The sequence below is a fragment of the Sorangium sp. So ce119 genome, assembly GCF_051524405.1.
GTDB lineage: Bacteria > Myxococcota_A > Polyangia > Polyangiales > Polyangiaceae > Sorangium > Sorangium cellulosum_G.
In genome coordinates this window covers 11,313,126-11,325,532 of the sequence record NZ_CP150310.1, presented here as the reverse complement: position 1 = coordinate 11,325,532, position 12,407 = coordinate 11,313,126, and the positions used below count along the sequence as shown (strand labels likewise).

Here is a 12,407-nt window from a genome sequence, read left to right as displayed (position 1 = left end):
GCGATCGCCCTACGCGCGCTCCGGCGTGTGGGCGTGGACCGTTGTGGAAGTAGCCATCATCGGCGAGCCGCGCGGTCGTTCATCGCGGGGCCCCCGTGATGACGCTCGCAGCGCCGTTCATCGAGCGCGCCGGGGGCCGAGGACCGGCGTCCCGAGCGCGGCTTTTGACGAGCTCGTACATCCAGCGGATGTTGCTCTCGGCGCTCGTCCAGACGAGCCGCCCGCGATGCGACACGGGCAGCTTCTTGAAGCTCCACGGCGAGAGGTCGATGAGCAGCACCGCGTCGTCGGCGCTGGCGCCGCGCCTGACGACCGCCTCCACGGAGGCCTCGAGCGACTCGAGGTAATCGGCGTAACGCACGAGATCTCCGGCCCGGGCGACCGGGCCGTGGCCGGGCACGAAGGTCGCGGTGGGGTGAGCGGCCGCGAGGCGGCGGATCACCGCCGCGAGCCCGTCGACATCGGCGCCTGCCGGGGAGAGGTCGAAGAACGGATAGTGGGCGTGAAACACGAGGTCGCCCGTGGCGACGACGTCCGCGTCGGGGACATGGACCCACAGGTCCCCGTGCGTGTGCGCGGCTCCCGGGTGCCCGACGCGGACCTTCCGCCCGCCCACGTCGAGCTCCGCGCCCTCGTCGCCGATGAGGACGACGGGCACGCCGTCGCGGTGCGATGACCAGAACTTGCCGTCCTCGGCGTGCATCGAGGCGGGGACGGTGCGGTACGCGACGATCGCGGCGCGAGGATAGAGATCGTTCCCCTGCGTGTGGTCGTAATGGTAGTGGGTATTGACCACCGTCTTCACCGGCGCGGAGACGTGCTTCTGGATCCAGCGCCGCAGCATGTGCGAGCCGGGGAAGAACTTGGTGTCGACGAGGAGCGACTCCCCGCGCCCCTCGACGATCAGCGAGTTGCCGCCGCCGCCGAGCACGACGCGGACGCCCGGCCCGAGCTCGACGACCGACTGGCGCACGTGAGAGCGGTAGAACGAGAGGGCAGCCGCCACGGGCGACGCGGCCTCGCGGAGCGATGGATGCGAGCTCGGAAGGAGCTCCGGGGCGAGCCGCCCGTGCTGCTTGTACACCGCCTCGAGCAGCCGCGCCCCCTCCAGCGACCTGTCCTTGACGAACGTGAAATGGGCGAGCCAGAAGTCGCGCATCGCCCGGAAGGTGGGTCCCGTGGCCTGCTCCCAGGAGCCGAAGCGAGAGCGGCCGTTGCCGGCGTCCTCCACGAGGTAGCTGTGCCGCGCGTGGAAGCCCGGCAGGGCCGTGACTTCCCAGGTGACCTTCCTTCCCGGCTCGACCTCGACGATGTCCGCGACGGCCGGCATCACGTAGGGGTAGAAGGGGTGAATCGGACGGAAGCACCAGGTCAGCCGCTGACCGAGGGCGAGGCGTTCGTTGTGCACCCAGAGGAAGCAGGGGTTCCAGCGCGGCCAGTCGCGCGCGCGTGTGAAGAAGCCCCAGAGAACGTCGACGGGGATGTCGACCTCGATCGCGCCGGCCACGGGGATCATGTCGTGCGACGGCTGAAGGGCCGCGGTGTCGTGAGTGCTCATGCGATGATCTCCTGCGCTCGGCGCTCAGCGCCGAGCGCGCACACGTCGGGCTGTACGGGCGGAGTGCACCTCGCCCCTGACGCGTCACCCTCGAGTGAAGCCGCGCGTGGAGAGGATGGTGCTGCGAGACACCACCCTGAGCTTCCTTCCGACAGGCTCGGGCAGGACAGCTCGCCGGATGGCGAGCGCTGTCGCCATCGTCGTCGTCATCGCAGGCATCTCCCGCGCCATCCGGGATCAGCGCGCGATGCGGGGTGGATAGACGGCCGGAGCGCGCTGAAAGCAGCGGTCGTGGTCAGAGCGCTCACGTCAGGGTTTGGCTGCCCGTTGCGCAAGCACGCAGAAGCTTGCGTAGCGCCCGGTCCTGCGAGGGGAGATGAGGTGAGGAGGGCTTGAACGCATGGTCCCGGGGGTGTTTGTCCGGGGTGGACCTGGCGCTCTCACGTCCCGCGCTCGGACGGCGGGGGAGTCTTGCCTTTCAGTCCCTGTCAGCGACGGCTCACCGACCGGAGCCGCCACCTGGTGTGCGGGCCCCGCCGCCCGGCGTGCCGGTCCCGCCGCCCGGCGTGCCGGTGCCCTGCGTACCGGTCCCGCCGCTCGGCGGCGTGAGGGAACCACCACCTGGCGTGCCCGACGTGCCGCTGCCCGGTGTACCGCCCGGCGTGCCGCCTGGCGTGCCGCCCGTCGTACCGCCGCCTGTCGTACCGCTGCCCGGCGTGCCGCCCGGCGTGCCGCCTGGCGTGCCGCCTGGCGTGCCGCCGGTCGTGCCGCCGCCCGGCGTGCGGCTGCCCGGCGTGCCGCTTCCCCACTCCTGCGTGCCGCCCTGGGTGCCTGTCCCGCCCTGGGCGCCTCCTTCAGGCGAGCCCATATCGCCGCCTGGCATCGTGCCTGTGCCGGGACTTCCGCTCTCCGGTGTTCCCGTTCCCTCGGTGCCGCCGGGTGCCTCTCCGCCCGTCTGCCCGGCCCCGGGCGAGGTCGTCTGTTCGCCGCTCCTGCTTCCCCCGCAGGCCATGAGCGGCAGCGCCGCCACGACTACCAGAAACATGCTTCGCATCTTGTGTCTCCCAGGTCGTCTGCGTTCGCGGCTCGTGCCGAGCCGCCGGCGATGCGGACGCATCCGCGCGCACGAGCCGCCCAGGGCCCGGCGTAGCGTCCCACGCTCGACATGCTGGAGCCGGACCCGTACCTCGGGATCGAGACGAGGCCGGAACGGCACGTCGGGCCACGCCCGATCGCGCAGCGCTGCGCTCTCGCACGCAAACAGGCCTGCTGAGCATCGTCCGCAGGCGCGCTCGACGAGGAGCAGCCGGCCGGACACGGAGCGAGCGCGTCGATCCGTCACGTCACGCGCCAGCCACCTTGCGGCGGACGGCTCCAGCTTCGATCCGGCTTGCCCGGCGCTTGCATGAGGTCACGACCACCTGTGACCGCGGAGCACGCCGCGCGCCGCGCGCGGCCGCTCGCCGCAGGGTGCAGGAGAGGGGGTGAGGCATGCGCGAAAACATCAGGAACACGGTCGTCGTCATCACGGGCGCTTCGAGCGGCATCGGCCGCGCAACAGCGCTGGAGTTCGCCAGGCGCGGAGCCGCCGTGACGCTGACAGCCAGGCGCGAGCAGCCGCTGCGCGAGCTCGCCTCCCAGTGCGAGCAGGCCGGGGGCAAGGCCCTCGTCGTGCTCGCCGACGTGACGAACGAAGCCGCCGTCCTGGAGGTCGCGCGGCGCACCACCGAGGCGTTCGGCCGGATCGATGTGTGGGTCAACAACGCGGCGGTGACGCTCTTCGGGCTGTTCGAGCAGACGCCCTCCGAGCCCTACCGGCGCGTCATCGAGACCAGCGTCGACAGGCTGCACCTGCAGCACGACCGGACGGCGTACGCGACGAACGGCAACCTGTTCACGCCGCTGCCGGAAGGGACCACCGCGAGCGGCGGGTGGAAGCGCGCGGGAAGAAGCGGCTCCTGCGCACCGCGGTCGTCGGACTGGCCGCCCTCGCGCCGGCCGTGCTGGGGCTGCTGTGGCTCCGCCCGAGGCTCCTTGCGTCGCGGTGACGGCGCGCTCTCCGTTTCAGGATCCCCCCAGCGTCATCGAGCCGTGGTCCGCCTGTCGCAAGAAGACACACTGGCCGCGTCGACAGCGGGCCGCGCCGGCGGCTGGGCTCGCGGACTCCACGAAATCTGCTCTGGCCTCGGTTGCGGCGCGGGGCGCCGGCTCTAGGTGGGTCAGAGGAGACATGCCCGAAGGAGACGCCGGGCTGTACGAACAGGACCCTTCTGGCGCGCCGATCTCCAGGGATCTCACACGGCACGTCACCCTGCGCGCAGGGCCGGCGGACGAGGGCGCCGCGGCGGCCGCAACGACACGCATCGACCAACCGTTGAGGGCAGCATGAGGGAACGAAAGAAGCTCGCAGGAAAGCGAATCGCAGCGCTCGTGGCGGACGGGTTCGAGCAGATCGAGCTGACGGTGCCGGTGAAGGCGCTCCGCGCCGCCGGCGCGGAGGTGGACGTCATCTCGCTACGCCACGGCAAGATCCGCGGGATGAACCTCCACGAGCCAGGCGCGAGGGTGCGCGTGGACCGGACCGTCGGCGAGGCGGACCCGGCCGACTACGACGGGCTGCTCTTGCCGGGAGGGTTCATCAGCCCGGATCTGCTCCGGCAGAGCGAGGAGGCGCGCCAGTTCGTTCGCGCCTTCGACGCGCTCCGCAAGCCGATCGCGACCATCTGCCACGGCCCCTGGGTGCTCGCGTCGGCAGAGCTCGTGAGCGGGCGACAGCTCGCGTCGTGGCCCGGGATCCGCGACGACGTCGTGCACGCCGGCGGTGTCTGGCGGGACGAGGAGGTGGTCCGTGACGGCAACTGGCTCTCGAGCCGCGGGCCGCAGGATCTGCCGGCGTTCGTGCGCGAGATGCTCGATCTGTTCACCGAGACCGCGCCCATCCAGGCGGCCGTGGCGTCGCCGCTCGCCGTCCAGTCGGCGCCAGCGCGCACGTCGCCCCCGCTGGCGGCGCTCGGCGCGACGGCGTTCCTGCCGGCGCCTTCCACGGGGCGGCGGCTCCTCAGCGGGGTGGCCACGCTGGCGGTGGGCGGGCTCGCGGTGATGGCGTTGCGGAGGGCGATCGCGTAAGGGGCGGGCGCTTCGGGTCCCCAGGAAGACCCGGGGGCGCGCCAACCACCCCGATGCCGCGCCGCGTCCCTCGCGGATCCACGTCCGGACATATCCGCGAGAGAGCGCTGCTGTTCAGCCTGGATCGAACGGCTCCGGCTGTGTGTCACTCAACAGATCGACGCGTTCACGGGAAGCCCGACGGCAGAAGTTCGCTTCTTCGCCCATGGAATTCGACTATTATGTCCATCCCTATGGCCGAGAGTAGCTACGTGTTTGCTGGTTCGGAGCGCGCGCGAGAGCTCGAGCGCCTGCGGCGGATCGAGGGCTTCTTCGACCCCGGGAGCCGGCGGCTGCTCAAGGCCGCGGGGATGGGTCCCGGCTGGAGCTGCCTCGAAATAGGCGCCGGCGCCGGGTCGATCGCCGCCTGGATGGCCGAGCGCGTCGGCCACGAGGGCGAGGTGCTCGCGGTCGACCGCGATGTGGGATTCCTGGACGCCTCTCGGCTGCCCGGCGTCCGGATCATCGAGGGTGATATCCGTCAGCTCGACTTCCACGCAGCCCGGTTCGACCTGGTCCACGCCCGCTACGTGCTCATCCACAACGCGGATTTCCAGGTGATCCTCGACGCCATGCTCGCGGCGCTGAAGCCCGGCGGACGCCTGGTCCTCGAAGAGCCCGACTTCACCGCGGCCAGGGGCGCCTCCGGCGCGGATATCGACGCCTTCAACCGGGTCAATCAGTCGATCCTCGCGATGTACGAGGCCGGCGGTCAGGACCCGGGCCTGGGCCTGCGCCTGCCCGCGATCCTGATGTCGCGGGGGCTCGCCATCGAGGCCGTCGAGAACGAGGTGCCGCTGTGCCCGGGGGGCCACCCGCTCTCCGGGATCATGAGCCTGTCGGCCGCTCAGCTCCAGGACCGGTACCTCGCGACGGGACAGATCAGCGAGGAAGATCTCGCCGGCTACGCCCGGTTCGCGTCCGATCCCTCGGCGTGGGGCATCTACTACGGCACCGTCGGCGTCGTGGCCCGCAAGCCGGCCAGAGCCGCGGACTGACGCGCCGCGCGCGCTCCGGTCGCCGGGCGCCCGATACCAGCCTTGGACCCGTCCTCCAGCAAAGCGACGATATCCATGCTGCCGCCTCCGTCGCGCCCGCCCACGCCAGCGCACCGCCCGTCCGGACGCGCCGCCCCCTGGGCCATGCCAGCCCTGCCCTGAGGGCGCCGGCGCCGCCGCCCGGGCGCGCGCGCGTCCGTTCATCGACGTGAGGATGTGGCACCTGCGCGCCGGTCCGTCGCGCGGCGCGGAGGATTCAACCGATCCGGTGCGATGGTGAGCATTGGCTATTTCGATGAGATCGCGCTTGCGTCTCCCGGCGCCGGTTCAAGATACATGGCGGGGCGGGCCAGGCATCACCGCCAAGCGCTTCAGCGCCGGACCCGCTTCCGTCAATGACATGGGGGGATCATGAGCATTCGAATCAATTCTCTTCGTTTTGCATGGATGACAGCCCTGGCGCTCGCGGGAGCCAGCGCCTGCTCCGTCGCGGCGGAAGACGGTGATCTGGCGGCGGCGGACGAGGACACGTCGGAAGAGGAGGTCCAGGCCACCTCGCAGGCCTTCACGCTCTCGATGCCTGAGCTCGCGGCGGTGCTCGGCGCCTTCGACGCGAACGAGGTCGTCATCGCGCAGCTCGCGCTGAACCACGCGACGGACCCGCACGTGCGCGAGTTCGCTCAGGAGCTGCTCGATTATCATTCCCTCTCGAACCAGCGGCTCCGGGCCGCGCTCACGCAGATCGGCATGAGGCCGCTGGACAACCAGATCAGCCTGGCGCTGGCCGAGCAGGGCGCGTCGGATCAGCAGACGCTCGAAGGTCTCACGGGGTCTCACTTCGACTGGACGTTCGTCGACATCCAGATCTACCGGCACCGGGAGTTCCTCGCCCATCTCCAGGAGCAGATCTCCGTCGTCGGGCCCGAGCTGCAGCCGGGGATCTCCCACCTCGTTCCAGAGATCCGGAACGCCACGTCGCGGCACCTCGCGTTCGCCACGTCGCTCCCCGCGCTGATCGGCAGCCCGTACGTCCGGGATTACGGCGCCCTGCCTGGCGGATCGTACTACGGTTACAACACGCCTTATTACGGCCCCGTCTACTCCGGCGCGAACGGGCTCTACTCTCCCGCTCGACCCTCGTACCCCTGGTATAACGGGCGCAGCGGGTCGTTCGGCTCGGGCGCTCAGGACCCGTACGCGCCTTTCGGGGGCCGTCGCCCCTGAGCCTGCCCAGGTAGAGATCGGGCGCCGCGCCCGCCCGCGCCGCGGCGCCTGCGCTCGACGAAGCGTGGGCGCCGCGGCGCTCCCACCTCGTGCGCGGGAGCGGCCGTCGCGCCCACAGGGACGGCCGACCGGGACGGCGCGGCGCGCTACAGCCGGCGCCGCGCGCGGCCGCGATCCGGGATGACGCCGTGGATCTCCGCCTCGCTGAAGCCAGCCGCCTTGTAGAGGCGCTTCAGGTGCACGAGCTCGATGTGCGCGCTCTTCGCCACCGCGCCGCGAATGCGATCGAGCACGCTGAGCCGCTCGAGCGGGAGCCGGGTCGCCTCGACCGTCGAGCGCAGCGCCGCGGCGGCGGATTTGACCTCGGCGGCCGCCGCCTGCGCCTTGTCAAGGCTGAGCTTCGGGTGGATCCCCGAGCCGAGGAGCTGCGCGAGCACCTCCAGCCGATCCGGCTGCCCGGTGATGTCGCCGTCCTCGTGGTCGGCGAAATAGGCCATGCCGCCGGGGAACAGGATCGACAGCGCCGGATCGGCGGTGGGGCGTCCGACCGCGTTCCAGACGTCGTCGGCCACCTTGCCGAGCGCGTCGTCGGCGCGCGCGGACTCGGCCTCGACCTTGGCGAGCAGGGGCTCCGCCTCGGACCGCGCGGCGTTGCGCTGGGCCTCCACCCCGTCGAAGAGCGTCAGCACGGGCACGAGCCGCTGCTCGGCGAGCTCCCGGAGGGACCCGCCCTTCGCAGAAGCGCTGTGGAGCGTCGCGCGCACGTCACCGATGATGTCGTCCGCTGGCGCATCCTTGCGAATCACCTCGCCCATGATGTCGATCCTCCTCTGGCCTCACGAGGCTCCAAGGCTGCGGAGTCCGGCGAAACACGACCCGCGAACGCCCCCCGTGGCGCTGTCACCTCGGGCACCATAACGGAGCATCGACCGCGCGATCAACCGGAACGCAGCCCCGGCCGGGCGTGAGCCTCCGGAGCGCGGCGCTGGTACACTCGCCGCCGTGCACCTCGGCTCGCTGCTGCTCCCGGCCCTGCTCGCTCTCCCGCTCGCCGCGCACGGCGGACAGAGCAGCGGCGATCTCGTCGCCGCCGCCGCGGCGGCAGGGAGGCCGCCCGAGTGCTCGGCGCGGACCAGCCGCGCCATCGCGCGGGGGCCCACCGTCTGGGAGCGCGCGCGCGCGCCGGATCTCCCGCGCTACTGCGACCTGCTCGCGCGCGGCCAGGCGCAGCTCGGCGGCAACCCCGAGGCGGCGCGCGAGTCGGCGCGCCTCGCCGACCAGATCCTCCCGGGACACGCGGCGCCGCAGGTCCTGCTCGCGCGCGCCGCCCTCGCGCTCGGCTCGCCCGGGGACGCCGCGCGCGCGTTCGACCGCGCGCGGCACATCGACCCCCGCAGCGTCGAGGACCCGCCCACATTGCACGACCTCGCCCGATCGCTCGCCCGCACCGGCAAGCGTGACGAGGCGCTCGCGATGTACCGCGCGCTCGTCCCGCGGATCGACCTGCTCGGCACCGCGGACCAGCGCGCGCTCGTGCTGCTCGAGGCAGCGCACCTGTCGATGGCCACGGCGGGCGCCGCCGCGGGCGCCGCCGCGGCGACCACCGCCGCGGGCGCGAAGCCGCAGGGCGGCGCACGCGGAGAGGGCGCCCGCGCCGATCTCGACGAGGCGATCGCCTACCTGCGCGAGGCGCGCCAGCGCTCGCAGTCGCAGCTCGCCCGCGACGTCACGCTGTCGCTCGCGCTCGCGCTGGACCGCGCCGGCGACCGCGCCCAGGCCGACGCCGCGCTCGAGGGCGAGGTGGCCGGCGCCGCTCCGGAGGCGACGCGCGCGCGGGCGGCCGACCCGCACGCCGGAGCCGCCGCGCGGGCGCGCGCCGCCGGCCAGCAGGCCGGATCCGCCGCGCGGGCGGCCGACCCGCACGCCGGAGCCGCCGCGCGCGAGCACGCCGCGGACGACCTCGCCAGCGCGGCGGCGCGCCTGCGGTCGGTCGACTACCTCGCGGTCCCGGAGGACAGGCTCGCCCTGGAGGCGCTCGCGCTCGAGCGGACCTCGGCGGCGGCGGCGATCGCGCGCTGGGAAGCCTATCTGTCGGGCGCCGGTGGAGAGGGGCCGTGGGCCGCGGCGGCGCGCGCGCGCCTCGAGGCGCTCCGGAAGGGCGCAGGCGGCGGGGGCCCCCGGCCAGCGCGCGCCCCGCGGGAGCGCGTCGCGGCGCCCACGCGGCCGGGAGGGGCGCCGTGAGCCGGCGGTCGCCCCTGCGCGGCGCTGCGGCGCTCCTCGCGCTCGCCCTCGCGGCGACGCGCGCGCCCGGCCCCGCCGCCGCGGCGCCGACCGTGTGGTCCCGCGCGCTGGATCCGGCGGCCGACGAGCGCGCGGCGCTCATCGCCCAGGCGGACGGGCTCCTCGTCCGTTACGACCGGCTCCGGCGCAGCCCGCTCCTGGAGCGGGTCGAGGAGATCGGCCCGCTCTGGCTGCGCGAGGCGCGCACCCTGTACGAGCGCGCCGGCGCGGCGACCTCGCGCGACCCCTCGGTGCGGCTCCGCTACGCCGACATCCTGGAGCACCTCGGCGACGTGCAGGGCGCCGTCGCGACGCTCGAGGGGCTCCTGCGCATCAACCCGCCGGCGCCTTCGCGGGCCGACGCGTGGCACGCGCTCGCGGTCTGCTATGCGCGGCTCGGCAGGTACACGGACGAGATCGAGGCGTACGACGAGGCGCTCGCGCTCGAGCCCCACGCGGCCTCGCGGGCCCTGCTGCTGGCCAACCAGGCCGAGGCCTACATGGCGCTCGGCGACATCACCTCCGCGGTCGAGGGGTACCGGGCGGCGCTGGCGACGCTCGGGTCGCTCGACATGTTCCGGTACGGCGTGACAACGCTCTGGGGGCTCGCGGTGGCGCTCGACCGGTCGGGCGACCTGGAGGGCGGCATCGAGCACATCCGGCTCGCGAGGACCTACGATCGGAGCGACCAGCAGATCAACGGCGCGGGCTGGTTCTACGTGCCCGCTCACGACGACGACTGGTACGCCGCGCTCGGCCACTGGGCCGCGGCGCGGAGCGCCGAGCTCGGCGCCGCGCGCGCGGAGGCGTACCTCCAGGCCGTGGCTGCGTGGGAGTCGTACATCGCGCGCGCTCCGGGGAACGACCACTGGGTGCCGCTGGCGAAGGCGCGGCGCGCGCAGTGCGAGAAGGAGCGTGAGCAGACGATGAAGCGCCTGCGCAAGCCCGCGCCCGCGGCGCCGCAGCGGCGCTGAGCGCATCCGGCGCGCCGGGCCAGGACGCCCCTTTACGACCCAGCCCGGCGGGGTCACCTTATCCCGTCGTCGCTCTCGCGCGCGGGGGCGGCGCCGGCCAGCTCACCCCGAACGGAGATCCGTCGAGATGCGCGACTCGGTGTTCAATGAGACCGTGCTCTGGTCCGGACGTCCCAAGGTCGTCGCGACGCCGCTCCTCTACATCGTGGGCGCGGCCGTCTGCGGCGTGACCTCCGCGATCAGCACGGCGTCGGCCATCGTCGTGAGCAAGGCGCTCGGCGCGTCGCCGAACCAGCTCCTCGCGTTCGCGGCCTGGATGGGGAGCCTCGCTGTCGCGTTCAGCTACCTGCCGCGCTGGTGGCGCTCGGAGCTCGAGTACACGCTCACCGACGGGCACATCGTGGTGCAGCGCGGGAAGCTCCGCCGCTCCATCGAGCGGCGGTCGATCAGCTACGCGCGCATCCACTGGCACCCGAAGCACCCGGGCGTCGGCGACCTCGAGCTCGTGAGGGCGGTGCCGACCGGGGCGCTCCGGCGGCGGCTGTCGATCGTGCTGAACGGCGTCGTCGCGCCGGACCGCGTCTGGGCGATCCTGCGGGGCGTCGTGCCGTCGGCGCCCGCGGGGGACGGTCACCGGCTGCTCTCGCAGCGCCTCGACGAGGGCGAGCGGGTGCTCTGGTCGGCGCACCCGGCCGACGGCTGGCACAAGTGGCTCCCGAGCGGCCTGCGCGGCCTCGGCTCGGTGCTGATCGGCGTGCTCCTCGGCGGCTTCGCGGTGGTCTCGGCGGTGCACGCGGTGCGGAGCCTCCGCATCGTGACCGCGGCGGGCATGGCCCCGGAGAGCGTGTCGTTCGTGGCGCTCGTCGCCTCGCTGTCGCTCACGATCGTGCTGCTCGTCGCCGCGGGAGCGGCGATGCTCTACGTGTCGGTGGTGCGCCCCGCGCGGCTCGCGGCGCGCACGCGGTACCTCATCACCGATCGGCGCGTGCTCATCCAGCGCGGCGACGAGGAGCTGCACCTCGATCGCTCGCGCATCGTCGACGTGATCGACGCGCCGGGCGCCGGAGGCCTCCGCGACGTGTTCCTCGTGCTCGACGGCCCCCGCGCCCGCGCCGTCGCCGCGAGCGGCGCCTTCGGCGAGGCCGCGGGCGCCGGGCTGCAGCCGGTGCTCCACCGGGTCGCGGACGTCGACTCGGTGCGCCAGATCCTGCGGCCGGCCTAGCTCCGCCCGCCGCTCACCGGCGCGTCACGCGGGACTCGAGGTCGCGCACGCGCGCCTCCAGCTCGCGCACGCGCGCCTCGGCGGCGACGCGAGCGCGCTGCTCCGCGGCGCGGGCGCGCTGCTCCTGGGCGCGCGCCTCGCCCTCGGCGCGGAGGGCCTCCTCCTCGGCGGGCACGAGATCCGTCGCGCGGGAGGTCCGCGCGACGCGCAACGTCGGGTGCGGGCCGTCCTTCAGCACGACGAGGTGCGCGTCGAGCGCCTCGATCCAGAGAGGATCGGCGCCGGCGTGGACGCGCAGGTACGTGCCGTCGGGGTCGCGCCGGTAGAGCTGGAGCGGCACGCGCTCGTCCGCGAGCGGCGCGCGCGCGGCGGCGGCCTCCGGATCGAAGAGCAGGAGCTCGGGGCAGCCGAGCTGCCAGTACTTGGCCGGCGTGTCCTCGTAGATCCGGCGCCAGTCGCCCGCGACGATCTCGAGCGCGAACCGCGGCGGGCGATGGCCCGGCAGCCACGTCTGCCACTGCCGCGGCAGCGGCGGCAACGGGCGGTGATCGAGGACGTAGAGGTCGGGCAGGACGCGCACGAGCGGCTCGCTCCGCACCCACGCGAAGGCGTGGTCGGCGCCGGCGTACCAGTCGACCCAGCCGCGCTCGCGCGCGAGCTGCGCGACCACCGAGAGCAGCAGGCGCACGATCCCGGAGCGCTCGGCCTTGCCATGGCGCTCGGCGTCGTCGGGCAGGTACCAGCCGGACCAGTCGATGGCTGCGCTGGCCTCCTCCGGCGACAGATCGCGGAGCACGAGCGCGCGGGGCGGCCGCCGGGGGTTGAGCGGGAGCCCGAAGCGAGTCGGCGGTGCCACGCGATCAAACTAGCACCCCGATCGACCCCGCGGGGACGCTGCGGCGCGCTGCTGGCCGCGGCGCGCTGATGGAAGACGGCCCCACCGCCGAGCCCCGCGCGGGATGCCGAGCCGGCGCATTCCGCCCCCC

11 protein-coding genes are annotated in these 12,407 nt (G+C 73.6%); 7 read left to right on the top strand and 4 right to left on the bottom strand.

Annotated elements, in window-relative coordinates; all coding sequences use genetic code 11:
- Window positions 1-79 precede the first annotated feature (79 nt).
- Window positions 80-1,558 carry an MBL fold metallo-hydrolase gene (locus tag WME76_RS42755; protein ID WP_437957909.1) on the bottom strand — a complete coding sequence of 493 codons (1,479 nt, stop codon included), beginning with the start codon at window positions 1,556-1,558 and terminating at the stop codon, window positions 80-82.
- A 499-nt stretch (window positions 1,559-2,057) separates the two neighbouring features.
- A complete protein-coding gene (locus tag WME76_RS42750) occupies window positions 2,058-2,603 on the bottom strand; it encodes a hypothetical protein (RefSeq protein ID WP_437957908.1) in 546 nt (181 codons plus the stop codon).
- Between the two features lie 446 nt (window positions 2,604-3,049).
- Here WME76_RS42750 and WME76_RS42745 point away from each other — a divergent pair, with 446 nt between their 5' ends.
- From WME76_RS42745 to WME76_RS42730, 4 genes are all read left to right on the top strand, one after another.
- On the top strand, window positions 3,050-3,772 hold the full coding sequence (locus WME76_RS42745; RefSeq protein ID WP_437957907.1) for an SDR family NAD(P)-dependent oxidoreductase: 723 nt from the start codon (window positions 3,050-3,052) through the stop codon (window positions 3,770-3,772).
- Between the two features lie 171 nt (window positions 3,773-3,943).
- Window positions 3,944-4,684, top strand: coding sequence for a type 1 glutamine amidotransferase domain-containing protein (locus WME76_RS42740; protein ID WP_437957906.1), 741 nt, complete (start codon window positions 3,944-3,946; stop codon window positions 4,682-4,684).
- 233 nt (window positions 4,685-4,917) lie between these two features.
- Window positions 4,918-5,721: a methyltransferase domain-containing protein gene (locus tag WME76_RS42735; RefSeq protein WP_437957905.1), complete on the top strand. Its 804-nt coding sequence runs from the start codon at window positions 4,918-4,920 to the stop codon at window positions 5,719-5,721.
- 447 nt (window positions 5,722-6,168) lie between these two features.
- Window positions 6,169-6,945 carry a DUF4142 domain-containing protein gene (locus WME76_RS42730; RefSeq protein WP_437957904.1) on the top strand — a complete coding sequence of 259 codons (777 nt, stop codon included), beginning with the start codon at window positions 6,169-6,171 and terminating at the stop codon, window positions 6,943-6,945.
- 146 nt (window positions 6,946-7,091) lie between these two features.
- On the opposite strand, the gene WME76_RS42725 is transcribed toward WME76_RS42730, so the two are convergent.
- Window positions 7,092-7,760, bottom strand: a complete 669-nt coding sequence (locus WME76_RS42725) for a hypothetical protein (protein WP_061619356.1) — start codon at window positions 7,758-7,760, stop codon at window positions 7,092-7,094.
- A 187-nt stretch (window positions 7,761-7,947) separates the two neighbouring features.
- On the opposite strand from WME76_RS42725, the gene WME76_RS42720 reads away from it, so the two are divergent.
- From WME76_RS42720 to WME76_RS42710, 3 genes are all read left to right on the top strand, one after another.
- The gene (locus WME76_RS42720; protein ID WP_437957903.1) at window positions 7,948-9,186 is read left to right on the top strand and encodes a hypothetical protein; all 1,239 of its coding nucleotides are present in this window, start codon (window positions 7,948-7,950) and stop codon (window positions 9,184-9,186) included.
- Window positions 9,183-10,199, top strand: coding sequence for a tetratricopeptide repeat protein (locus WME76_RS42715; protein WP_437957902.1), 1,017 nt, complete (start codon window positions 9,183-9,185; stop codon window positions 10,197-10,199). The genes WME76_RS42720 and WME76_RS42715 overlap by 4 nt, the downstream gene beginning before the upstream one ends.
- A 139-nt stretch (window positions 10,200-10,338) precedes the next feature.
- A complete protein-coding gene (locus WME76_RS42710) occupies window positions 10,339-11,421 on the top strand; it encodes a hypothetical protein (protein ID WP_437957901.1) in 1,083 nt (360 codons plus the stop codon).
- Between the two features lie 13 nt (window positions 11,422-11,434).
- On the opposite strand, the gene WME76_RS42705 is transcribed toward WME76_RS42710, so the two are convergent.
- Window positions 11,435-12,277 carry a Uma2 family endonuclease gene (locus WME76_RS42705; RefSeq protein WP_437287866.1) on the bottom strand — a complete coding sequence of 281 codons (843 nt, stop codon included), beginning with the start codon at window positions 12,275-12,277 and terminating at the stop codon, window positions 11,435-11,437.
- Between the last annotated feature and the right edge of the window lie 130 nt (window positions 12,278-12,407).